Annotated in this window: 20 protein-coding genes and 1 tRNA gene; 9 read left to right on the forward strand and 12 right to left on the reverse strand. The window is 62.7% G+C overall.

What is annotated here, in order from left to right; genetic code table 11:
• Window positions 1-195 precede the first annotated feature (195 nt).
• Complete coding sequence (gene ppnN, locus H3H51_RS15095) at window positions 196-1,572, reverse strand: nucleotide 5'-monophosphate nucleosidase PpnN (RefSeq protein ID WP_183089898.1); 1,377 nt, start codon at window positions 1,570-1,572, stop codon at window positions 196-198.
• 220 nt (window positions 1,573-1,792) lie between these two features.
• Window positions 1,793-4,150: a DNA polymerase II gene (locus H3H51_RS15100; protein ID WP_183089899.1), complete on the reverse strand. Its 2,358-nt coding sequence runs from the start codon at window positions 4,148-4,150 to the stop codon at window positions 1,793-1,795.
• 625 nt (window positions 4,151-4,775) lie between these two features.
• Between H3H51_RS15100 and H3H51_RS15105 the strand changes: the two genes are divergently transcribed.
• Together H3H51_RS15105 and H3H51_RS15110 are read left to right on the forward strand one after the other, a co-directional pair.
• The gene (locus tag H3H51_RS15105; RefSeq protein ID WP_183089900.1) at window positions 4,776-5,018 is read left to right on the forward strand and encodes a type II toxin-antitoxin system Phd/YefM family antitoxin; all 243 of its coding nucleotides are present in this window, start codon (window positions 4,776-4,778) and stop codon (window positions 5,016-5,018) included.
• The gene (locus tag H3H51_RS15110) at window positions 5,015-5,278 is read left to right on the forward strand and encodes a Txe/YoeB family addiction module toxin (protein WP_183089901.1); all 264 of its coding nucleotides are present in this window, start codon (window positions 5,015-5,017) and stop codon (window positions 5,276-5,278) included. Before H3H51_RS15105 ends, H3H51_RS15110 begins: the two co-directional genes overlap by 4 nt.
• A 94-nt stretch (window positions 5,279-5,372) precedes the next feature.
• On the opposite strand, the gene H3H51_RS15115 is transcribed toward H3H51_RS15110, so the two are convergent.
• Window positions 5,373-5,462: transfer RNA gene (locus H3H51_RS15115), tRNA-Ser, on the reverse strand.
• Window positions 5,463-5,554: 92 nt separating this feature from the next.
• Window positions 5,555-5,761, reverse strand: a complete 207-nt coding sequence (locus tag H3H51_RS15120; RefSeq protein WP_183089902.1) for a hypothetical protein — start codon at window positions 5,759-5,761, stop codon at window positions 5,555-5,557.
• A 195-nt stretch (window positions 5,762-5,956) separates the two neighbouring features.
• Between H3H51_RS15120 and H3H51_RS15125 the strand changes: the two genes are divergently transcribed.
• The 3 genes from H3H51_RS15125 to H3H51_RS15135 all read left to right on the forward strand — a co-directional run bounded on the left by H3H51_RS15125 (window position 5,957) and on the right by H3H51_RS15135 (window position 8,614).
• Window positions 5,957-6,646 carry a crotonase/enoyl-CoA hydratase family protein gene (locus H3H51_RS15125; RefSeq protein ID WP_183089903.1) on the forward strand — a complete coding sequence of 230 codons (690 nt, stop codon included), beginning with the start codon at window positions 5,957-5,959 and terminating at the stop codon, window positions 6,644-6,646.
• 184 nt (window positions 6,647-6,830) lie between these two features.
• Window positions 6,831-7,553 carry a 1-acylglycerol-3-phosphate O-acyltransferase gene (locus tag H3H51_RS15130; RefSeq protein ID WP_183089904.1) on the forward strand — a complete coding sequence of 241 codons (723 nt, stop codon included), beginning with the start codon at window positions 6,831-6,833 and terminating at the stop codon, window positions 7,551-7,553.
• Window positions 7,554-7,642: 89 nt separating this feature from the next.
• Entirely contained in the window at window positions 7,643-8,614 is a 972-nt protein-coding gene (locus tag H3H51_RS15135) for a magnesium and cobalt transport protein CorA (RefSeq protein ID WP_183089905.1), read from the forward strand.
• Between the two features lie 138 nt (window positions 8,615-8,752).
• On the opposite strand, the gene H3H51_RS15140 is transcribed toward H3H51_RS15135, so the two are convergent.
• A complete protein-coding gene (locus H3H51_RS15140; protein WP_183089906.1) occupies window positions 8,753-9,484 on the reverse strand; it encodes an amidotransferase in 732 nt (243 codons plus the stop codon).
• Window positions 9,485-9,853: 369 nt separating this feature from the next.
• Here H3H51_RS15140 and ptrC point away from each other — a divergent pair, with 369 nt between their 5' ends.
• Window positions 9,854-10,063 carry a type III secretion system co-regulatory protein PtrC gene (gene ptrC / locus H3H51_RS15145; RefSeq protein ID WP_183089907.1) on the forward strand — a complete coding sequence of 70 codons (210 nt, stop codon included), beginning with the start codon at window positions 9,854-9,856 and terminating at the stop codon, window positions 10,061-10,063.
• A gap of 7 nt (window positions 10,064-10,070) precedes the next feature.
• Here ptrC and H3H51_RS15150 read toward each other — a convergent pair whose 3' ends face one another.
• From H3H51_RS15150 to H3H51_RS15160, 3 genes are all read right to left on the reverse strand, one after another.
• The gene (locus tag H3H51_RS15150) at window positions 10,071-10,841 is read right to left on the reverse strand and encodes a substrate-binding periplasmic protein (RefSeq protein WP_183089908.1); all 771 of its coding nucleotides are present in this window, start codon (window positions 10,839-10,841) and stop codon (window positions 10,071-10,073) included.
• 163 nt (window positions 10,842-11,004) lie between these two features.
• A complete protein-coding gene (locus H3H51_RS15155; protein ID WP_183089909.1) occupies window positions 11,005-13,149 on the reverse strand; it encodes a 3-hydroxyacyl-CoA dehydrogenase NAD-binding domain-containing protein in 2,145 nt (714 codons plus the stop codon).
• 79 nt (window positions 13,150-13,228) lie between these two features.
• A complete protein-coding gene (locus tag H3H51_RS15160) occupies window positions 13,229-14,434 on the reverse strand; it encodes an acetyl-CoA C-acetyltransferase (RefSeq protein WP_183089910.1) in 1,206 nt (401 codons plus the stop codon).
• Window positions 14,435-15,192: 758 nt separating this feature from the next.
• On the opposite strand from H3H51_RS15160, the gene H3H51_RS15165 reads away from it, so the two are divergent.
• From H3H51_RS15165 to H3H51_RS15175, 3 genes are all read left to right on the forward strand, one after another.
• Window positions 15,193-15,996: a c-type cytochrome gene (locus tag H3H51_RS15165; protein WP_183089911.1), complete on the forward strand. Its 804-nt coding sequence runs from the start codon at window positions 15,193-15,195 to the stop codon at window positions 15,994-15,996.
• A 63-nt stretch (window positions 15,997-16,059) separates the two neighbouring features.
• Window positions 16,060-16,221 carry a DUF2986 domain-containing protein gene (locus H3H51_RS15170; protein WP_183089912.1) on the forward strand — a complete coding sequence of 54 codons (162 nt, stop codon included), beginning with the start codon at window positions 16,060-16,062 and terminating at the stop codon, window positions 16,219-16,221.
• A 167-nt stretch (window positions 16,222-16,388) separates the two neighbouring features.
• Complete coding sequence (locus tag H3H51_RS15175; protein WP_183089913.1) at window positions 16,389-17,030, forward strand: Vat family streptogramin A O-acetyltransferase; 642 nt, start codon at window positions 16,389-16,391, stop codon at window positions 17,028-17,030.
• Between the two features lie 422 nt (window positions 17,031-17,452).
• On the opposite strand, the gene H3H51_RS15180 is transcribed toward H3H51_RS15175, so the two are convergent.
• The 4 genes from H3H51_RS15180 to H3H51_RS15195 all read right to left on the reverse strand — a co-directional run bounded on the left by H3H51_RS15180 (window position 17,453) and on the right by H3H51_RS15195 (window position 21,733).
• Window positions 17,453-18,250: a transglutaminase family protein gene (locus tag H3H51_RS15180; RefSeq protein ID WP_183089914.1), complete on the reverse strand. Its 798-nt coding sequence runs from the start codon at window positions 18,248-18,250 to the stop codon at window positions 17,453-17,455.
• Window positions 18,247-19,197: an alpha-E domain-containing protein gene (locus H3H51_RS15185; RefSeq protein WP_183089915.1), complete on the reverse strand. Its 951-nt coding sequence runs from the start codon at window positions 19,195-19,197 to the stop codon at window positions 18,247-18,249. The genes H3H51_RS15180 and H3H51_RS15185 overlap by 4 nt, the downstream gene beginning before the upstream one ends.
• A gap of 11 nt (window positions 19,198-19,208) precedes the next feature.
• Window positions 19,209-20,618 (reverse strand): circularly permuted type 2 ATP-grasp protein, encoded by a 1,410-nt coding sequence (locus H3H51_RS15190; RefSeq protein WP_183089916.1) that lies wholly within the window; start codon window positions 20,616-20,618, stop codon window positions 19,209-19,211.
• A 389-nt stretch (window positions 20,619-21,007) separates the two neighbouring features.
• A complete protein-coding gene (locus tag H3H51_RS15195) occupies window positions 21,008-21,733 on the reverse strand; it encodes a type 1 glutamine amidotransferase (protein ID WP_183089917.1) in 726 nt (241 codons plus the stop codon).
• Between the last annotated feature and the right edge of the window lie 175 nt (window positions 21,734-21,908).

A 21,908-nucleotide genomic window follows, 5' to 3' on the forward strand; every position in this document is an offset into this window, starting at 1 on the left:
AAACCAGGCCGGCTGCTTCGAGTTTGAAATCTGTACTGAATGATCTTCTGGTCACGCAAACACCTCATGGCTGGGCGAAGCTTAACGCCCTATCGGGGTGTCCAGAATCATTGAGCCACAACAGACCGCGCCCCCTCACCCTGCCCTCTCCCCAGCGGGAGAGGGTTCTGGCCGGAAGCCTAGAGGTAGGGCGGCTCAGCGCTCCACCACTCGGTAGCACGGCACATAGGCCGCGCCACCTGGCAGCTTCATGCGGTGCTGCTCCACGAAGGCCTGCAGCAACCGGTCCAGCGGCTGCATGATCGCCGCGTCGCCGTGGATCTCGTACGGGCCGTGCTCTTCGATCAGACGGATGCCCTTGTCCTTGACGTTGCCAGCGACGATGCCGGAGAACGCGCGGCGCAGGTTGGCAGCCAGTTCGTGGGGCGGCAGCTCGCGGCTGAGCTGCAGGCTGGCCATGTTGGCGTGGGTGGGATCGAACGGGCGCTGGAAGCCCTCGTCGATCTTCAGCAGCCAGTTGAAGTGGAAAGCATCGTTGCGCTCGCGGCGGAACTGCTTGACCGCCTTCAACCCTTCGGCCATCTGCCGCGCCACTTCGGCGGGGTCGTTGAGGATGATCTGGTAATGACGCTGCGCCGCTTCGCCCAGCGTGGCGCCGACGAAGGCATGCAGTTGTTCCAGATACGGCCCGGCGCTCTTCGGCCCGGTGAGGATCACCGGGAACGGCAGTTCCTGGTTGTCCGGGTGCATCAGGATGCCCAGCAGGTAGAGGAACTCCTCGGCCGTGCCAGCACCGCCGGGGAAGATGATAATGCCGTGGCCGACACGGACGAAGGCCTCCAGGCGTTTCTCGATGTCCGGCAGGATCACCAGCTCGTTGACGATCGGGTTCGGCGCCTCGGCCGCGATGATCCCCGGTTCGGTCAACCCCAGGTAGCGGCCCGTCAGGTTGCGCTGCTTGGCGTGGCTGATGGTGGCGCCTTTCATCGGCCCCTTCATCACGCCCGGGCCGCAGCCGGTGCACACGTCCAGGCCGCGCAGGCCCAGCTCATGGCCCACCTTCTTGGTGAACTTGTACTCCTCGGTGCTGATCGAGTGACCGCCCCAGCACACCACGATCTTCGGCTCCACGCCGGGGCGCAGGGTGCGCGCGTTGCGCAGCAAGTGGAAAACATAATCGGTGATGCCCTGGGAGCTGTCGAGGTCGATGCGCAGGCTCTCGAGCTCGTTGGCCGCGTAGACGATGTCACGCAGGGCACTGAACAGCATCTCGCGAGTACTGGCGATCATCTCGCCGTCGACGAAGGCATCTGCCGGGGCGTTGAGCAGTTCCAGGCGCACGCCACGGTCTTGCTGGTGAATGCGCACCTCGAAGTCCTGATAGGCATCGAGGATGGTCTTGGCGTTATCGATACGCGCGCCGGTGTTGAGGATCGCCAGGGCGCACTGGCGGAACAACTTGTAGATGCTGCCCGAGCCGGCGGTGCTGAGTTGCTGCACTTCGCGCTGGGACAGGGTTTCCAGGCTGCCCTTGGGGCTGACCTGAGCATTGATGACGTGTCGTGATGGCATTCTCGGTTCCATGAGAGCGATGCGCGTGGGCCAGGCAGTGGCCCGAGCATCTGGATGGGCGAGCACCGCTGCGGTGCTCACGGGGTTCGACGCTGCTGGCGCAGCCGACGTTACGGATTCAGACAAGCGAACCCGACGATCTGTTGCAGCGGGCCCGCAGTGGTTCGGCGGTTACCCGCACTATAAGCAAAGTTGCTGACATCTGCGTTGCGACTGGCGCTCAAAACAGGCCCATCTGGCCATCTATCAAGGCAGCGAAATCGTCATCGACGAATGGCAGGATGGCGTCGGCCACCGGCTGCAGCTGACGCGTCACGTAGTGGTCGTAGTCGATCGGCGCATGCCGGGTTTCCAGCGGTTCGGGGCCGGCGACGGTCATCACATAGCTGATGCGCCCACCGCGCTGGTACTGCTGCGGGCGGCCCTGGCGCGCGTTGTACTCATCGGCAATGCGGGCCGCGCGCACATGCGGCGGTACGTTGCGCTGGTAGTCGTCGAGGCGGCGGCGCAAACGCTTGCGGTAAATCAGCAACTCGTCCAGCTCGCCCGCCAGGGTGCGGCGCACGAAGTCGCGCACGTACTCGCGGTGCGGCTGGCGATCGAAGACCAGCCGGTACAGCTCCTGCTGGAACTGCTGGGCCAACGGCGACCAGTCGGTGCGTACGGTTTCCAGGCCCTTGTAGACCATCTCCTCGCTACCATCGGCAAGCCGCTTGAGGCCGGCATAACGCTTCTTGCTGCCCTCCTCCGCGCCACGGATGGTCGGCATCAGGAAGCGCCGGAAGTGCGTCTCGAACTGCAGTTCCAGGGCGCTCTCCAAGCCGAACTCCTGTTGCAGGTGCTCAACCCACCACTGGTTGACGTGCTGCACCAGCGCGCGACCGATGCGCGTAGCGTCTGCCTCGCCGTGTTCATGGCCGAGCCAGACGAAGGTCGAGTCGGTGTCGCCGTAGATCACCACATGCCCCTGGGCTTCGATCAGCGCGCGGGTACGGCGCATGATCTCGTGCCCGCGCAGGGTGATGGACGAAGCCAGGCGCGGATCGAAGAAGCGGCAGCCACTGGAGCCAAGCACGCCGTAGAAGGCGTTCATGATGATCTTCAGCGCCTGCGACAGCGGCGCATTGCCGTCGCGCTTGGCCGCTTCGCGCCCCTCGGCCACGCGCGAAACGATGGCTGGCAGGCAATGCCGCGTGCGGGAGAACCGCGCACCGCGAAAACCCGGCACCGAGGTGCTTTCGTCCGGCTCACGCAGCCCCTCGATCAGCCCCAGCGGGTCGATCAGGAAGGTGCGGATAATCGACGGATAAAGGCTCTTGTAGTCCAGCACCAGCACCGAGTCGTACAGGCCGGGCGAGGAATCCATGACAAAACCGCCGGGGCTGGCCTCCGGCATGCGCTCGCCCTGGTTCGGCGCAACGAAGCCCTGGCGGTGCATCAGCGGCATGTACAGGTGACAGAACGCCGCTACCGAGCCGCCACTGCGATCGACCGGCAGGCCGGTGACCGTGGCGCGCTCCAGCAGGAAGGTCAGCAACTCGGTCTTGGCGAAGATCCGCGTGACCAGTTCGCAGTCCTTGAGGTTGTAAGTGGCCAGGGCCGGCTTGTCCTCGGCGAACATGCGGTTGATCTCATCCATGCGCTGGTACGGCGTGTCGATCGCCTTGCCCTCGCCGAGCAGGGTCTGCGCGACGTTCTCCAGGCTGAACGAAGGAAAACTCCAGGTCGCCGAACGCAGCGCCTCGATACCATCGATGATCAGCCGCCCCGCCGCCGAGGCGAAGTAGTGGTTGCTGCTGTCGTGGGCGCGCCAGCCCATGACCTCGCCGCCACGCCCCAGGCGCAGCGGCACCTGCAGGCGCTGCGAATGCTCGTGCAGCACACGCAGGTCGAACTGCACCAGGTTCCAGCCGATGATCGCGTCGGGGTCGTGGGTAGCCACCCAGTCGTTGAGGCGTTCGAGCAGTTGCGCATGGCTGTCGCAGTACTCGAGGGCAAAATCCACCTCGGCCTCGCGATTCGGCGGTCCAAGCATGTACACCTGGCGCTGGCCGCAGCCTTCCAGGGCAATGGAATACAGCTCGCCGTGTTCGGTGGTTTCAATATCGAGGGACACCAACCTCAGCCGCGGACGGTAGTCCGGTGCCGGCTTGAGCTGGGCGTCAAACAGCGTGCCGCTGGCATCGGCGGTGCCACTGAAGCTTACCGGGGCGGTGATGAAGCGCTCCATCAGGTAGCGCTCCGGCGGCCGCACATCGGCCTCGTAGACATCCACCCCGGATTTGCGCAATAGCTTGTCGAGATTGATCAACTGGCGGTGCTGCTGGCAGTACAACCCGAGCACCGGACGATGACGGAAATCGCTGAGCCCCAGTGGGCGCAACTCAACGTCACGCTCACGACGCAGCAGTGACTCAGCCAACTCGCGCTGCTTGGCCGGAATAAACGCCACCGACGGTTGGTGAGGCAGGCGGACATGCCGAGGCCCTACGTCGGTCGCCAGCCAGAACTCGACCTCCGTGCCCGCTGGCGTATCGCGCCAGTGCCGGGTCAGGACAAAGCCCTGCTGTAGATTCACCGCTGCAACCTCAAGCCTTTGATTCACGCAGTAATTCTACGTGCCAGCAGCCAGGATTGCGCGCAAGCATCCGCAACAACAGGCCGGAGCCCATCGAGGGAATGGTTGAGAAATCTAACGTGCTGACCATGGAGCGCCATGACGGCGTTTGGCCGTCACAGCTGCTCCACGCTTGGAGGCGCCTTGCGGCAGCAGAACTGGATGCTAAGCGGCGGCGGAGTATCCGATCAGCATTCCATGCTGAACCCGGAGTAAATGGCCGTTAACGCGAAGAGTGAGAGGTTCTCGACTGACGATTTGCGCGCCGTCGAGCAGTAAGTCGCCAATGTGGGCGCGTAAAGCCACAAATTTCCGTTGTTCCTTCATCGGAAAGCTCCTGATTGAGTGCTTCCCAAGCCTAGCAAGAGTTGTGACGCTGTCGACACTACGACCAGCCACGGAATGTGACGCGCATCACTCAAATGGTGGCAATTTGCCTTTTGGCCCAGGCTAAAGAATAAAACTGTTCAAGAGCGGTTCCGACTCCGTAACCGCCTTGCAACTCAACCCGCTAACCGATGAGGGGGGAATTAACATAACGTACGAATTAGCGTACGCTGCGTCGATCGACAAAAGGCCGGCTCTCATGAAAACACTTACCGCCAGCGAAGCACGCACCAACCTCTATCGGCTCATGGATCAATCCGCCGAGTCGCATCAGCCCATTCTGATTTCGGGCAAGCGCACCAACGCCGTTCTGGTATCGGCTGAGGATTGGGACGCCATTCAAGAGACGCTGTATCTCCTGTCGATTCCTGGCATGCGCGAATCCATCAAGGAAGGCATGGCCGAGCCTGTAGACGATTGCGCTAAGGAATTGGACTGGTGACTTGGCAGCTCGTCTATACGAAACAAGCTCAGAAAGACGCACAGAAGCTCGCTGCTGCGGGCTTGAAGGAAAAGGCTAAAGCACTGCTGGAGGTAGTACAGGGCAACCCGCTTCAGAATCCGCCCCCCTACGAGAAACTGGTTGGCGACCTGTCCGGCGCTTACTCTCGCCGCATCAATATCCAGCATCGGCTGGTTTATCAGGTGCTACAGGAAGAACAGGTGGTGAAGGTGCTGCGGCTCTGGTCGCACTACGAATAAATCCGGTTTTCGACACTTCATCGACACTAGCGAAACCCGGAAAGCAAAAAGCCCCGAAAACTTGTTAGTTATCAGGGCTTTATGTGTAGCTATCTGGCGGTGAAGGTGGGATTCGAACCCACGATACGATTTCTCGTATACACACTTTCCAGGCGTGCTCCTTCAACCGCTCGGACACTTCACCGGGTCTCGTCGAACTGGTCAGTCCGTCGAGGCGCGCTAATGTAGCCGAACAGCCCTGCGAAGGCAAAAGATTTTTTCAGGCGATTCATGCGCTTATGTAGACGCGCGGGTTTCCTTGGTGGGCGCTGCGAAGCGCTGGTCGCCAAACAGAAGAAAACCCAGGGAAATGAACAAGCTGACAGCGAATAGCTGCAGCACGCCGGATGGACTGTGACTCTGGCCGCTGTTGGCCAGTAGCGTCAGGCCAAGCAGCACTGGCGCCAGGCTGGCGCGCAGTAATAGATGAAGAACACGCGGCATGTAAGGCACTCCCGTAACAGGCGGCTAACCTAAGTCAGGCCTCGCCCAGCCAGCCAATCGGGCCTTTCAATGGCTTCCATAGCCACGGCGGCACATGCTGGCATGACCACCCGGTCAGCCAAAGGGCTTTACCCACGGCGCCTTGCTGGGTAACGTCAGCGCCACTTCAGCCCACCCAGGACTAGGAACTCCGCCATGAGCGACCTGATCAGCTACCAACTCGAAGACGGCATTGCCACCCTGACCCTGAACAATGGCAAGGTGAACGCGATTTCCCCCGACGTGATCGCCGCCTTCAATGCCGCGCTGGACCAGGCCGTGCAGGATCGCGCCGTAGTGATCATCACCGGCCAGCCGGGCATCCTCTCCGGCGGTTACGACCTCAAGGTGATGACCTCCGGCCCGCAGAACGCCGTGGCCCTGGTGACCGCCGGCTCCACCCTGGCGCGCCGCATGCTCAGCCACCCCTTCCCGATCATCGTCGCCTGCCCGGGCCACGCCATCGCCAAAGGCGCCTTCATCCTGCTGTCCGCTGACTACCGCATCGGCGTCGAAGGCCCGTTCAACATCGGCCTGAACGAAGTGCAGATCGGCATGACCATGCACCACGCCGGTATCGAGCTGGCCTGTGACCGCCTGCGCAAGGCCGCCTTCCACCGCTCGGTAATCAATGGCGAGATCTTCAACCCGGCAGGCGCCGTGGACGCTGGCTTCCTCGACAAGGTGGTAGCGACCGATGAACTGATGGCCACCGCCGTCGCCACTGCCCAGCAGTTGAAGAAGATCAACATGACCGCGCATAAGAACACCAAGCTGAAAGTGCGCAAGGCCTTCCTGGAAACCCTGGACAAGGCCATCGAACTGGATCAGCAGCACCTCGGCTGACCGCCCGCGCGGCAATGAGAAGCCCGGCCCAGTGCCGGGCTTTTTGTTTTTTTGGACGAAATCTGCCGCTATTCGTCGGCATCAGCGTGGAAATGCCTGGTAATAACCTCTGATCGGGGTCAATTGCCGAAAGCAGTGCACGCCCGTACACTGCGCGACCTTTTGTCTGCCGATAGGCTTTCCGATGCTTTTCCTCGCGCGCATGTTGTTGATGGGGCTGCACTTTATTCTGGCTGGCGTACTCGGCCTGCTGCTCGGCCTGTGCCGCCCGTTCAACCCGGACAACAGCCGCCTGTGTGCGCGCCTGTATTCGCTGCCGGCCCTGTGCCTGCTGCGCCTGCGGGTGAAGACCGACGTGAAGAGCCTGTTCACCCAGGAACAGGCCTGCGTGGTGATCGCCAACCACCAGTCCAACTACGACCTCTATGTGCTTGGCCGCGTGGTACCACCACGCACCGTGAGCATCGGCAAGAAGAGCCTGAAGTGGGTACCGTTCTTCGGCCAACTCTACTGGCTGGCCGGCAACGTACTGATCGACCGCGGCAATGCACGCAAAGCCAAGCAGGCAATGCTGGAGACCACCGAGACGCTGCGTAACCGCGACACCTCGATCTGGGTCTTCCCCGAGGGCACGCGCAACCTGGGCAAGGGCCTGCTGCCGTTCAAGAAAGGCGCCTTCCAGATGGCCATCGCCGCCGGCGTGCCGATCGTGCCGGTGTGTGTCAGCAGCTACGCCGGGCGCCTGCGCCTGAATAGCTGGAACAGCGGTCGCGTACTGATCAGCTCGTTGCCCGCCATCCCCACGGCCGGCATGACCATGGACGACCTGCCGTTGCTGATGCAGCGCTGCCAGGAACTGATGCAGCAGTGCATCGGTCAACTCGATCAGCAGCTGGCCAAGGCCTGATCCCCTGCCCGACCCAGTCGGGCACCCCTCCTGCACGCCTGTCACGCCTGGGTTAAGCTGCGCTCCATCGTCACGTTCGAGGATCGCCCATGGGTCATGTCGTTGCAGCCGCTGCCTACCACAAGGGCCGCAAGGTCACCGATATCAGCCTGGAAGAAGGCAGTGAATGGGCGGCCAAACCCGACCATTTCGTCTGGATCGGCCTTCGTGACCCCGGTAGCCCCGAGCTGACCTGCCTGCAGCAGCAGTTCAACCTGCATGAACTGGCCATGGAAGATGCCATCACCCGGCATACCCGGCCCAAGCTGGAAACCTTCGGCGACGCCCTGTTCATGGTGCTCTACTCCCCGGTGCGCGCAGACGGTCGCCTGGAGTTCGTCGAAAGCCAACTGTTCGCCGGCAAGGGCTACGTGATCAGTGCGCGCTACGGTAACTCGGCCTCCTACTCCACCGTGCGCCAGCGCTGCGAGGCCCGCCCGCTGCTGCTGGAGCATGGCGAAGACTTCGTGCTCTACGCCCTGCTCAGCTTCGTGATCGAGAACTACCGGCCGTTGATGGACTGCATCCACGGCGAGCTGGAGGACATCGAGGAAACCGTGCTCAACCGCCCACTGAGCCAGACCGACGTGGAACGCATCCACGGCCTGCGTCGCGACTTGCTGCGACTGCGCCGGCAAATCGCGCCGATGGCGGAGATCTGCCAGGAACTGCAGCAGCTCGACTTCCCGTTCATCGACAAGCACATGCGCCCGTACTTCCGCGACATCGCGATCCACGTCAATCGCCTGCTGGAAGACCTCACCGGTCTGCGCGAGATGGCCGACCACGCGATCGAGATCGGCCTGCTGCTGGAGTCGTCGCGGCAAAGCATCACCCAGCGCAAGTTCGCGGCCTGGGCAGCAATCCTGGCGTTTCCCACTGCGGTGGCGGGTATCTACGGGATGAACTTCCAGAACATGCCGGAGCTGACCTGGCATTACGGCTACTTCGGCGTGCTGGGGGTCATTGCGCTGGGTTGCGTGGGCTTGTTCGCCAACTTCAAGCGCATGGACTGGCTGTAACAGGCGAACACTGCCCGCCCCGGATTGCCTGGGCGGTGGATAAGCGGAGCGTTATCCACCCTACATGGCCCCACGTCGGCCATGGACTTACCAGCACCAGAAAAACACGGGAGCCGCAGGGCTCCCGTGTGGCAGGGCTCAGGCGCCCTGCAGGTCGCGCTTGCCGTTGGCGACGAAACGCATCATCCACTCGGCAACCGTCGCGCCCTGGTGCTGATGTTCCAGGCTGGCCACAGCCTGGGTGTAGACCGGCTCACCAATGCAGGTCTGGCGAATGTCCAGCAGCGCCTTGGAGTAGTCGTGGACGAACTCCGGGTGGCCCTGGAAGCACAGCACCTGATCCTCGATGCAGTAGGCCGCCACCGGGCAAAATTCGCTGGAGGCCAGAAGGGTGGCCTTCTCCGGCAACGCAGTCACCTGGTCCTGATGGCTGATCAGCAAGGTCAGGTCCTCCAGCGCCGGGCTCATCCACTGCGCACGCTGCTTCACCTCGTAACGATGAATACCCACGCCCCAGCCCTGCTGAGCACGTTCGGCACGGCCGCCGAGCAGTAGCGCCAACAACTGATGGCCGAAGCAGATGCCGAGCAGCTTGTCGCCGTTCTCGTAGCGCTTGAGCAGGTAGGTCTTGAGCGTCTGAATCCAGGCATCCGCACCGAAGGAATCCGCCTTGCTACCGGTCACCAGATAGGCGTCGTAGCGCTCCTCGTCAGAGGGGTATTGGCCCTCCACCACGTTGAACACCTCAAAGCGAGCCGCTATCGGCTGCTGAGCGAACAGGCGCTCGAACATGCGGCCGTAGCCCTGGTATTGGTCGATCAGTTCGGGGCGGAGTACATCGGTTTCCAGAATGCAGATGCGCAAGGACATAAAGGGCGTGGGTACCTCAAGCGGAAGATGGATTAGTGCAGCGCGAAGACTGCACCCAAGCAGGCGCACAGCGCAACAGCAGCTCAGCGGACAATCTGTCGCAGGGCATCACTGGGCTCGATAGTCACCATGCATGCCATTCACTTCTGCTGATGGGGTTGCTCGTCAATCATGCAGCCGTCGGGATCAACCCGCCCCAACCCAGAGGAAACAGACCATGAGCAGTTTCGCCGCCATCGCCAGCCTGATCGCCGCATCGGCCTTCACCAGCCCTGCAGCCGCCGCCAACCACCAAGCGACCGCCAAGGCCGCTGGCAAGTGAACCGTTCGGTGCCGCCTTGCGCGGCACCGCCACTGGAGAACGCCACCATGACCATCACCGAAGCCTTCAGCACCGCCACCAGCTACGGCGTGACCTATGTCAGCCTCGACGAAAGCGGCATGCATTTCGAGTCGGAATCCACCGTGCACCTGGAAGACGGCAGCCTGCTGACCCTGCGCATGCCGACCCGGCAGAGCGAGAAGTTGGATATCCACGAAGTGGTCTGCCAACGCAACGGCTGGTGCATGGCGGCCTGAACCAGGCTCAGGGCATGTCGCGCAGGATCTGCGCAGCCGCCTCGTCACCCAGGTAGCGCGCGAGAATCCGCTGCCAGCTGCCATCCTGGCGCATGGCCGCAAAGCCCTGCTGCATCTGCTGTTGAATCACTGGCGCATCTTGCAGCACCGGGCTGCCGGCAATGAAGCTGTGGGTCACGCTGATGGCCTTGCCGATCTGCACTGCGTCCGCGGGAAAACCCAACTCGCGCCACAGGTAGCGCACGCGCAGGTCAATCTCGTACCAGCTCCTCACCCGTCCGCTGCGCAACATGCCTGCCGCCTGTGCTGGATCGGTCACCTCGACCACCGCCTGACCAGGCTGCTTGAGCCCTTGCAGCTCCAGCGCACGTGGGGTTCCGCCCATGACTACCACTGGACCCGCATCCAGCGCCTGCTGCAGGCTGTCGAAGGACTTCTCGCGCCCGGCCAGAACATAAGCCGACGGCAGCACATCGAGCAGCCAGATAAAGCCTGCTTCACGCTCAGCGGTGCGCCCCAGATTAAGCACGATGCCGTGCGGGTCACGCGCCATTTCGAGTTGTACGCGCTTCCAGGGCACGCTCTGATAATGGCACTCGCGCTGAAGATGCAGGCACAGCGCCTCCATCAGGTCGCCGAACAGACCGTGATTACCTGGAGTGTCGTCGGCATAGGGCATCTGTCCCTGGCCGACATAGATATTCAAAGGCTCGCTGGCACGAGCCATTCCGCTCGCCATCGCCAGCAGCAAACCGGCGATGGCCAGAGTCGTGGTCAAACTTCGATGTGCTGTCACCTGTTCTCCAGCCCGGACCCAACACCCTGCGAGTGTAGGCAATCACTCCTGGCGAAAGACTGACAGAGCGCAACGGGAAACGCCATAAAAGCAAAACCGGCCCTGGGGCCGGTTTTGTGCAAGCGTGTGCAGGTCAACCAAGCGTTTAGAAACGCTCACCCTTGGCCGCTTTTTCCAGCAGCAACGCTGGGGGCAGGAAGCGCTCGCCGTACTGCTCGGCCAGGTACTGGGCACGGGCAACGAAGTCCTGCACGCCATACTGGTTGATGAACTGCAGCGCGCCACCGGTCCAGGCCGCGAAGCCGATGCCGAAGATCGAACCGATGTTGGCGTCGGCCACAGACTTCAACACGCCCTCCTCCACACAACGCACGGTCTCGATCGCCTGGATGAACAGGATGCGATCCCGTACGTCCACCTGCGGAATCTGCCCATCGGCCTTTTCGAAGCGCGCCTTGAGCTCCGCCCACAGGTGTTTCTTGCCACCCGCCGGGTAGTCGTAGAAGCCACCACCAGCCGCCTTGCCCGGACGCTTGTACTCCTTGAGCATCAGCTCGATCACGTTGAACGCCGGGTGCTGAGGAATCTGCTTACCCTCGGCGGCCAGGTCGGCGATGGTCTGCTGGCGGATGTGCTCCATCAGGCTCATCGACACTTCATCGCTGATCGCCAGCGGGCCCACCGGCATGCCAGCCTTGCGCGCTTCGTTCTCGATCATCGCCGCGCTCACGCCTTCGCCGAGCATAGCGATGCCTTCGTTAGTGAAGGTGCCGAACACGCGCGAAGTGAAGAAGCCACGGCTGTCCTCGACCACGATCGGAGTCTTCTTGATCTGCAGCACGTAGTCGAAGCCACGCGCCAGGGTCTCGTCGCTGGTCTTGGCACCACGGATGATCTCCACCAGCGGCATTTTGTCGACCGGGCTGAAGAAATGCAGACCGATAAACTTGTCCTGTTTCTGCACCGCCGTGGCCAGGCCGGTGATCGGCAGGGTAGAGGTGTTGGAGGCGATCACTGCGTCAGGCAGCGCGGCGCTCTCGGCAGCCGCAGTGACCTTGGCCTTGAGGCCACGATCTTCGAACACCGCCTCGATGATCAGGTCGCAGCCGTCGAAGTCGGCATCGCTGACCGTTGGCTTGATCCGCGCCAGGAAGGCATCGCGTTTCTCGACCGTCATCTGGCCCTTGCTGACTTTCTTGTCGAGGATCTTGGCCGAGTAGTCCTTGCCCTTCTCCGCCGCCTCGATCGACACGTCTTTCAGCACCACGTCGATACCAGCCGCAGCCGACACATAGGCAATACCGGCGCCCATCATGCCGGCACCGAGCACGCCGACCTTCTTGGTTACGTACGACGCAATACCTTGCGGGCGTGAGCTGCCGGCGTTGATCTCGTTGAGCTGGAACCAGAAGGTGCCGATCATGTTCTTCGCCACCTGGCCGGTGGTCAGCTCGGTGAAGTAGCGCGCCTCGATGATCTGCGCGGTGTCGAAGTCGACCTGGGCGCCCTCGACGGCGGCGCACATGATCTTCTCCGGCGCCGGGAAGCAGCCCTTGGTCTTGTCACGCAACACACTCGGGGCGATGGCTAGCATCTGCGCCACATTCGGGCTGCTCGGCGTGCCACCGGGGATCTTGTAGCCCTGAACGTCCCACGGCTGCTTGGCCGCCGGGTTGGCGAGAACCCAGGTGCGCGCCTTGCTCAGCATCTCCTCGACCGTGCTGGCGGTATCGTGGATCAGGCCAGCCTTGAGCGCCGCATCCGGGCGCACCTTCTTGCCTTCGGCCAGGTACGGCAGCGCCTTCTCCAGACCGAGCAGGCGCACCATGCGCACCACCCCGCCGCCGCCCGGCAGCAGGCCGAGGGTCACTTCCGGCAGGCCGAGTTGCACGCTGGGATTGTCCAGGGCGATGCGGTGGTGACAGGCCAGGCAGATTTCCCAGCCGCCGCCCAGCGCGGCACCGTTGATGGCCGCGACCACCGGCTTGCCCAGGGTCTCCAGGCGGCGCAGCTGGCCCTTGAGTTCGAGAATGCCCTCGTAGAACGGCTTGGCGTCGGCCTTGGTGACCTTGATCAGCTCGTTGAGGTCACCGCCGGCGAAGAAGGTCTTCTTCGCCGACGCGACGATCACCCCGGCGATCGAATCCTTCTCGGCTTCGAGACGCACGATGGCCTTCTCCATTGCCTCGCGGTAGACCCCGTTCATGGTGTTGGCGCTCTGGCCAGGCATGTCCATGGTCAGGACGACGATATTGTCCTGGCCTTTTTCGTAACGGATGGCGTCAGTCATTTTTCTGATTCCCTGGATGCGTAGGGCGGGTGCAACCCGCGTTGTTCATGTGCGCGGGTTGCACCCCCGCCCTACGAGATCAAATACGTTCGATGATGGTGGCGATACCCATGCCGCCGCCCACGCAGAGGGTGGCCAGGCCGTAGCGCAGTTCGCGCTTCTCCAGCTCGTCGAGCAGGGTGCCGAGGATGGCGCAGCCGGTGGCGCCCAGCGGGTGGCCCATGGCGATGGAGCCGCCGTTGACGTTGACCTTGTCCTCGGACACGCCCATGTCCTTCATGAACTTCATCACCACCGAGGCGAAAGCTTCGTTGACCTCGAACAGGTCGATGTCCTCGACGGAAAGCCCGGCCTTGGCCAGGGCCTTGCGCGTGGCCGGCGCCGGGCCGGTGAGCATGATGGTCGGGTCGGTGCTGGTCACCGCCGTAGCGACAATGCGCGCACGCGGCTTGAGGCCCAGCTCCTTGCCCTTGGCGGCGCTGCCGATCAGCATCAGCGCCGCACCGTCGACGATGCCCGAGCTGTTGCCCGGCGTGTGCACATGGTTGATCTGCTCCACATGGCTGTACACGCGCAGCGCGGTGGAGTCGAAGCCCATCTGGCCCATCATCTCGAAGCTCGGCTTGAGCTTGCCCAGGCCTTCCAGGGTGGAATCGCCACGCACGAACTCGTCGTGGTCGAGCAACACGATGCCATTCTGGTCAGCCACCGGAATCAGCGACTTGGCGAACGAGCCGTCAGCACTGGCACGCGCAGCCTTCTGCTGCGAGCGCAAGGCGTAGGCATCTACATCGGTGCGGCTGAAACCCTCGAGCGTGGCGATCAGGTCGGCGCCGATGCCCTGCGGGGTGAAGTGGGTGTGCATATTGGTTTCCGGGTCCATCACCCAGGCGCCGCCGTCGGAACCCATTGGCACGCGCGACATGGATTCCACGCCGCCGACCACCACCAGGTCCTCGAAACCGGAACGCACCTTCATCGCACCCAGGTTCACCGCTTCCAGACCGGAAGCGCAGAAGCGGTTGATCTGCACACCGGAGACGCTGACGTCCCAGTCGGCGGCCATCACCGCGGTCTTGGCGATATCGGCGCCCTGGTCGCCCACCGGCGTCACGCAGCCGAGCACCACGTCGTCGACCTGGCGGGTATCCAGGCCATTGCGTTCCTGCAGCGCGCGCAGCAGGCCCGTCAGCAGGTTGACCGGCTTGACGCTGTACAGCGAGCCGTCCTTCTTACCCTTGCCGCGCGGCGTGCGCACGGCGTCGAAAATCAGTGCTTCGGTCATGACGTCCTCGGTAACGGGCAGCGGCGGATGCCGGGTTGCCTAACCTTACTGCCACGCGGCCTGGACTCAATGACCAATGCGCTCAGGTCCATTGACCGTTGGGCTCAGACGGGCGGTCATTTTTTGTGCGCCCCGCGCATCTGCTGAAGCGAAGGCTCTGGCGCAAGGCCTGGCCGGGGATTTCAGGTGCAAGCCAATAACCACGCGGCTTTGCCTGTTATGTCCTAGAAACGAAGTCGTCTAAGCCAGGCGTGACGCGGGCCCTAGAGTTAGCAGTGCAAGGTACCGCCGCCGGGTTTTGCCGGGGCGGTTTTTTATCCGCGCCCCGGCGTGGAGCGTCGTCCGAGGCAATCAGCGCGGACGGCAGCCGAAACGCCAACAAGAACAAAGGCAGTACACCATGCTCAAACACGCCAAGTTCCGCCAGGCCACGCTGATCGTGCTGGCCACCACCATCATCCTGATCCTGCCGAACGTCACCCGACTGGTCAGTTGATCACAGCCACCCTACCCGGTTGCTGCGCCCCGCCTGGAGGCGGCTGGCGCAGCGCTGGTCGCTCTGCCTGATTGCCCTGTGTTAGGTTCTGCACGAAAAGTCGCCGAGCGAAGGTCAGGCAAGGCAAAAACAGGCGAAGAAGCGCAGTTTACGAGCTGTAAATGAGCATTCTGAGCCTGTTTTTAACGCAGCATCACCGATGCGTAGGCACTTTCCGTACAGAACCTAGCGTGCCCCGGCGCCAGAATCCGGAGGTAATGTCATGCGCCAACTGTTCATCATCCTGTTCGCGTGCCTGGCTTTGCCCTGTGTCCATGCCGCGCAATTGCAGCTGGAACTGCCAAGCGGCACACGCAGCTGGAGCAGCGCCGAGCTGCGGGCCCACCCGCAAGCACGCAACCTGCAGGTGCTGAGCGATGTGGCCTACAAGCGCGACATGGACTTCCTCGCCGTGCCGATAGCCGCCCTGCTGGACGGCGTGGCACCGGGCGACCATCTGCAAGTGCTGGCCCTCGATGGCTTCGCCGCCGAACTGCCAGCCGCGGCGCTGCTGGCTCACCAGGGCGCGCAAGCCTGGCTGGCGGTGGAAGACCCGAGCAAGCCCTGGGCACCACTGGCCCCCGGCAAACCCAGCGCCGGGCCGTTCTATCTGGTGTGGGTGAATCCCGAAGCCGGGCAGATCGGCCCCGAGCAGTGGCCCTTCCAGATCGCCCGCATCCGCGTGCTGGCGCCCGTGGCCGAGCGCTTTCCGGCATTGCTGCCAGCGGCCAACGCCCCGGCGAAGGTGCAGGCCGGCTTCGTCCAGTTCCAGAAAAACTGCCTGGCCTGCCACCGCCTCAATGGCGCCGGGGACTCACACTTCGGGCCTGACCTGAATATTCCCCATAGCCCCACCGAGTACCTGGCCGGCGATTACCTGCGCCAGTACATCCGCAACCCGCAGAGCCTGCGCAAATGGCCGCAGGCGAAGATGCCGGGGTTCTCTGCGGATGTATTGAGTCGTGGCGAGCTGGATCAGCTGCTGGCTTATCTGCGCCATATGGCTGGGCGCAAGGTCGGTGGATAATGTCTTCCAACGCTCGCCCCCATACACCTACGTGGGAGCCATGGGCACACCGAGTCGAACACCATGAATCGTCGTAAGAAAATAAACCAGTTACTGAAAGCCCACGCCAAAAAGGCCAGTGCCAAGTTGGCGCCCAAGAGCAAGACCAAATACATCAGCAAAGCTGACCGATTGAAGCTAGCGGCTGAGGCCACTCAGGACGTGGACGTTTCTGCTGAGAGCTAAACGATCGCCCCCATGCGCTGCGTAGGCATGCGGCCAGTCTCCGGCGTCCATTCGTTGCTTTGTCTTGGCGGCAGAAGCACTGTGAAGCAGAACGTCACGGGATGGGCTACCACGTAGAGCATGGGAGCCATCGGCAACTGATCACACCTGAGCATTAGGAGACCACCATGCAGGGACCCTCCCCCAAAAAAACACACCCTATGGATGGCTTTCCCCAGGTGTGCTTCATCAAAAACACAATCAAGAACCCCAACATTCTCGTCGGCGATTACAGCTATTACGATGATCCGGAGGACTCGGAGAATTTCGAGCGCAATGTCCTTTATCACTTCCCGTTCATCGGTGACAAACTGATCATCGGCAAGTTCTGCGCCATTGCTCGCGACGTGAAGTTCATCATGAACGGCGCCAACCATAAACTTTCCGGGATATCGACCTACCCCTTTCAGATCTTCGGCAACGGCTGGGAGAAGGTCATGCCCGAGCCCGGAGACCTACCCTACAAAGGCGACACGATTGTCGGAAATGATGTGTGGATCGGCTATGAGGCGCTGATCATGCCTGGCGTCAAGATTGGCAACGGCGCCATTGTGTCCTCGCGCTCAGTCGTGATCTCAGATGTTCCCGCGTACACCATTGTTGGCGGCAACCCAGCCACTCCCATCAAGTGCCGCTTCGACCCAGACACTGTCGCCATCCTGGAGTCTTTGGCATGGTGGGATTGGCCAGTTGAAAAGATCACCCGGAACCTGGGGCTGATCGTCGCGGGAGACATTGACGCGCTGCGCCGCTGTACAGCCGACACCTAGCAAGTTGATCGTCCCTGTGCACCAGGGAATGCAGCCTTAGACGCTCGTGCGTCCACCCGCTGTTTTGTGCAGACCGACAGCTCTGCGACGCTGAGCGTCGCGGGATTGGTTCCCACGCGGAGCGTGGGGACCATCAGGGATGGATCGATAGGTTTGCGGGCACTTGTAGGGCGGGTGAAACCCGCGCCTGCTGAGCGCAGGATCATCAGGCCTGCCCCGTCGTTCCCGCGCAGGCGGGAACCCAGGAAGGGGGCACACTGGATTCCCGCCTGCGCGGGAACGACGAGGTAGAAAGGTGATCCTTCTCCGCCACCTACGCAGTTGCAGGCAGGCGCTGAGTCACCGGTGAAGCACCCTCACCCCTGCCCCTCTCCCAATGGGTGAGGGGATAAAGCAAAGCTCACTCGATAGCCAACTAGCGCTTACTGCTGTTGCACCTGCATCAGCGCCGCCACATTGACCCGCGCATGCATCTGCTCGCCACCACCGCCACGGCGCATGCCGCGTACCGGGCAGGCGTCGAGGTAGTCGAGGCCGACTGCCAGCTTGAGGTGCCGCTCAGGCTTGTCCAGCTGGTTGGTCACGTCGAAGCTGTACCAGGCATCGTTGAGCCAGGCCTCGACCCAGGCGTGGCTGGCCAGGTGGCCACTGTCCTCGGTGTACAGGTAGCCGGACACATAGCGCGCCGGCACGCCCAGGCTGCGAGCGCAGGCCAGGAAGGCGTGCGAGTGATCCTGGCAAACGCCGGCGCGGCCGGAGAAGGCTTCGGCAGCCGAGGTATCGACCTGGGTCGCACCCGGCACGTAGGCCATGTGCTCGTGCAGGCCATGCATCAGGTCGCTCAGGCCGTCGCGGTCGGTGCGCCCGCCGCTGCTGGTCTGGGCGAAGTCACGCAGGGCATCGTCGGCATGGGTCAGCCGGGTGGTGCGCAGGTACGGCAGTGCCGAATGACTGTCGCGCTCCGACTCGCACAACTCGTCGATCTCGACCTGGCCACGGGCACCGATTACCAGCGCTTCGTGGGGTTCGTCGAGGGTCAGGACGTGGAGGATATTACCGTACGGATCACGCTGCGCCCGCACCGGTCGCGGCAGGTCGAGTTGCCAGCTGATCACGCGCTGGCGGGCGCTTTCCTGGGGTGTCAGGCGCAGGTACTGGATGCTGGCACGCACCTGGTCATCGTAGTTGTAGGTGGTGTCGTGACGGATCGAGAGTCTCATACAACCTCCAGATAGGAAGTGTGGATGGAGCTGCCCAACTGGCGAACGAGCAGGATGAAATCAGTGAGCCAGACATGCAGTCCTTCATCTAGGACCTCGTCAATGCTGGTATAGCGCAACCGTGCGTCGAGTTCCGCAGCCATGCGCTGGGACAGCCGGCCGTTCTCGCCCGGCAACCCGGAGAGCATCAGGTTCAGCTCCTCCATGCAGGCACGCAACGAGCGCGGGACATCCGGGCGCAGTAACAGCAACTCGGCAATCTTGTGAGTACGCGGCGAGCCACGGTAGATCTCGGTGAAGGCTTCGAAGGAGGACAGCGCACGCAGCAGCGCACTCCACTGGTAGTAGCCACGCGCCGAGGTGTCGCTGACCGCGTCGGCTTCCTCGCCGAGCATCTCGTAGCGCGCATCGAGCAGGCGCAAGGTATTGTCCGCGCGTTCGATGAAGGTACCGAGACGGATGAAGCGATAGGCCTCGCCACGCATGATGGTGCCGAAGGTGGCGCCACGGAACAGGTGCGAACGCTCCTTGACCCACTCGCAGAAACGGCTGATGCCGTAGCGCCCGAGGCCCTGGGCGGCGATGCCGCGCATCTCCAGCCAAGTGGCGTTGATGTTTTCCCACATGTCGGCCGTGATCCGCCCGCGCACGGCGTGGGCGTTGCTGCGCGCACCTTCCAGGCAGCAGTAGATGCTGGCCGGGTTGTCCGCATCGAGGGCGAAGAAGTGCAGCATGCGCTCGGCATGCATCTGCCCGAAGCGTTCCAGGTAAGCATCCAGGGTGCCGGTGATCAGCAGCGGCATGGCCAGTTCTTCGAGGCCATCGCCACGGCCATCCTGCGGCATCAGCGACAGCGAATAGCTGACGTCGAGCATCCGGGCGAGGTTTTCGGCGCGCTCCAGGTAGCGCGACATCCAGTACAGATCGGAGGCAGTTCTACTCAGCATGATGCGTTTCCTTAATCCTCGACCACCCAGGTGTCCTTGGTCCCGCCGCCCTGCGACGAGTTGACCACCAGTGAGCCCTCGCGCAATGCAACGCGGGTCAGGCCACCAGGCACCAGACGGGTTTCACGACCGGACAGAACGAACGGGCGCAGGTCGATATGGCGCGGCGCAATGCCGCTTTCAACGAAGGTCGGGCAGGTCGACAGGCACAGCGTGGGCTGCGCGATATAGGCTTCCGGCTTGGCCTTGAGGCGGGCACGGAAGGCTTCGATTTCAGCCTTGGTCGAGGCCGGGCCAACCAACATGCCGTAGCCGCCGGAGCCCTGGGTTTCCTTGACCACCAGATCGGGCAGGTTGGCCAATACGTGGGACAGGTCTTCGGGCTTGCGGCACTGCCAGGTAGGCACGTTCTTCAGGATCGGTTCTTCGTCCAAGTAGAAGCGGATCATGTCGGTGACGTAGGGGTAGATCGACTTGTCGTCCGCCACCCCGGTGCCCACGGCGTTGGCCAGCACCACGTTGCCGCTGCGGTACGAGGCCAGCAGGCCAGGCACGCCGAGCATGGAGTCGGGGTTGAAGGCCAGCGGGTCGAGGAAGGCGTCGTCCAGGCGCCGGTAGATCACGTCCACCGGCTGCGGGCCGGCGGTGGTGCGCATGAATACCTTGTCGTCACGCACCAGCAGGTCGGCCCCTTCGACCAGTTCCACGCCCATCTCGCGAGCGAGGAACGCGTGCTCGAAGTAGGCACTGTTGAAGCGCCCCGGGGTGAGTACCACCACGTTGGGGTTATCCAGCGGGCTGGAGCTTTTCAGGGTATCGAGCAGCAGGTTCGGGTAGTGGTCGATGGGCGCCACGCGCTGCATGGCGAACAGCTCGGGGAACAGGCGCATCATCATCTTGCGGTCTTCCAGCATGTAGCTGACGCCGCTCGGTGTGCGCAGGTTGTCTTCCAGCACGTAGTAGCTGCCATCGCCGTCACGCACCAGGTCGACCCCGGCGATGTGCGCGTAGATGTCGCGGTGCAGATCCAGGCCCTGCATCGCCAGTTGGTAACCTTCGTTGGCCAGCACCTGTTCGGGTGGAATGATGCCGGCCTTGAGAATGCGTTGATCGTGATAGAGGTCGGCGAGGAACATGTTCAGCGCCTTGACCCGCTGGATACAGCCGGCCTCGACCATGCGCCATTCGCTGGCGGGGATACTGCGGGGAATGGTGTCAAAGGGAATCAGGCGCTCGGTGCCCTGATCATCGCCATACAGGGTGAAGGTGATGCCAGCGCGGTGGAACAGCAGATCGGCCTCACGCCGGCGCTGGGCCAGCAGTTCTTCCGGCGTGTCTGCCAACCAGCGGGCAAACTCCCGGTAGTGCGGGCGGACAATACCGCTCGCGTCATACATTTCGTCGTAAAAGATACCGGCCATGCCGTACTCCTTGTCACCCGGACAGAGGAGTCATCGCAAGGGCCGTGCCATGGATTTTTATTGTTATTTTTCAATAACCTGGATATTCAATCGACCAGCGGAGCACCGCTTTGGTGCAGCCTGCCCGGCGTCGCGAACAGCATCGCCCCATGGAATGGCAAGGCTGGCCACATGTATCCCCTGCTGCGACCAGCGCAAAAGCGGCGAGTGAATCCGTGTGGTTGGGTGCATGGCTGGCCTGTAGGACGGGTGAGCCTGCGCATATGCCAACGCGGGTTTCACCCGCCCTACCGATGGACCTGCATCGCCCTGTAGGAGCCAGCTTGCTGGCGATCAGTGCGCTATCAGGCCTCGGATCGCCAGCAAGCTGGCTCCTACACAAAGCAGGCTCAGACGGCCTGGGCGATAGGTTGCTCATTGAAGGCCAGCGCCAGCCAGTGTCGGTAGAAGCCATCGGCCACACGATTGAGCGCTTCCACCCGTGCCGGCAGGTCGGTCAGCATCTGGCGCATGCCCTGCTGGCTGGCCTGGGTTTCGTCGAGCAGGTGCGACCAGTCGCTCAGCCAGCCGCGCACCAGCTCCTCGGTCATTTCCGGGTGGCCTTGCAGGGCCAGCACCTTGTCACCCCAGGTGAAACCCTGGTTCGGGCACCAGGGACTGGACAGCAGCCACTCGGCGCCCTTGGGCAAATCGAAGGTATCGCTATGCCATTGGTAAACCGGGAACTCGACCGGCAGGTGCGCCAGCCAGGGACTGGCTCGCTCGCGGCGGATCAGCGGCTGCCAACCCACTTCGGTGTACGGCATGCGGTGCACGGCCGCGCCCAGGGCACGGGCAATCAGTTGCCCGCCGAGGCAATGGCCGATGATGGGGATGTCGCGCTGAATGAAGTGCTGCAATGCGGCAACTTCTACCCCTATCCAGGGCAGCGGATCGTTGACGCTCATTGGCCCGCCCATCACCGCCACGGCACGCGGGCGGTCCAGGTCATAGCCGTCCAGCTCGCCAAGATCGGCGCGCAGTATCGTGAAGTCGAGACCCTGCTCAGCCAGAACGGTGGCAAGGTGGCCCGGAGCACAATAATCGACGTGGGTAAGGATCAGGATGTCGGTCATGACTACTCTCCGTTGTCCGCTTGCCAAGGCAAGGCGCGTGCCGAAACACGAACCCACATCGGTCTGACGGACTTTTTATTTGCGAGCAGGCTAACCGAGGCACCTGCGGCCGACTAGCCCCTCTGCTGAGAGAAGCCAGTCGACCGCATGGCCAGGGCGATGGGTTATGCCGCGT

This window comes from Aquipseudomonas ullengensis, assembly GCF_014174475.1.
Classification (GTDB): Bacteria; Pseudomonadota; Gammaproteobacteria; order Pseudomonadales; family Pseudomonadaceae; genus Aquipseudomonas; species Aquipseudomonas ullengensis.

Excerpts from the sequence above, each read along its gene's own strand:
- ppnN (WP_183089898.1), bottom strand. The coding sequence starts at position 1,572 with ATGCCATCACGACACGTCATCAATGCTCAGGTCAGCCCCAAGGGCAGC.
- H3H51_RS15105 (WP_183089900.1), top strand. The coding sequence starts at position 4,776 with ATGAAAACACTTACCGCCAGCGAAGCACGCACCAACCTCTATCGGCTC.
- H3H51_RS15120 (WP_183089902.1), bottom strand. The coding sequence starts at position 5,761 with ATGCCGCGTGTTCTTCATCTATTACTGCGCGCCAGCCTGGCGCCAGTG.
- H3H51_RS15125 (WP_183089903.1), top strand. The coding sequence starts at position 5,957 with ATGAGCGACCTGATCAGCTACCAACTCGAAGACGGCATTGCCACCCTG.
- H3H51_RS15130 (WP_183089904.1), top strand. The coding sequence starts at position 6,831 with ATGCTTTTCCTCGCGCGCATGTTGTTGATGGGGCTGCACTTTATTCTG.
- H3H51_RS15135 (WP_183089905.1), top strand. The coding sequence starts at position 7,643 with ATGGGTCATGTCGTTGCAGCCGCTGCCTACCACAAGGGCCGCAAGGTC.
- H3H51_RS15140 (WP_183089906.1), bottom strand. The coding sequence starts at position 9,484 with ATGTCCTTGCGCATCTGCATTCTGGAAACCGATGTACTCCGCCCCGAA.
- ptrC (WP_183089907.1), top strand. The coding sequence starts at position 9,854 with ATGACCATCACCGAAGCCTTCAGCACCGCCACCAGCTACGGCGTGACC.
- H3H51_RS15155 (WP_183089909.1), bottom strand. The coding sequence starts at position 13,149 with ATGACTGACGCCATCCGTTACGAAAAAGGCCAGGACAATATCGTCGTC.
- H3H51_RS15160 (WP_183089910.1), bottom strand. The coding sequence starts at position 14,434 with ATGACCGAAGCACTGATTTTCGACGCCGTGCGCACGCCGCGCGGCAAG.
- H3H51_RS15165 (WP_183089911.1), top strand. The coding sequence starts at position 15,193 with ATGCGCCAACTGTTCATCATCCTGTTCGCGTGCCTGGCTTTGCCCTGT.
- H3H51_RS15170 (WP_183089912.1), top strand. The coding sequence starts at position 16,060 with ATGAATCGTCGTAAGAAAATAAACCAGTTACTGAAAGCCCACGCCAAA.
- H3H51_RS15175 (WP_183089913.1), top strand. The coding sequence starts at position 16,389 with ATGCAGGGACCCTCCCCCAAAAAAACACACCCTATGGATGGCTTTCCC.
- H3H51_RS15180 (WP_183089914.1), bottom strand. The coding sequence starts at position 18,250 with ATGAGACTCTCGATCCGTCACGACACCACCTACAACTACGATGACCAG.
- H3H51_RS15185 (WP_183089915.1), bottom strand. The coding sequence starts at position 19,197 with ATGCTGAGTAGAACTGCCTCCGATCTGTACTGGATGTCGCGCTACCTG.
- H3H51_RS15190 (WP_183089916.1), bottom strand. The coding sequence starts at position 20,618 with ATGGCCGGTATCTTTTACGACGAAATGTATGACGCGAGCGGTATTGTC.
- H3H51_RS15195 (WP_183089917.1), bottom strand. The coding sequence starts at position 21,733 with ATGACCGACATCCTGATCCTTACCCACGTCGATTATTGTGCTCCGGGC.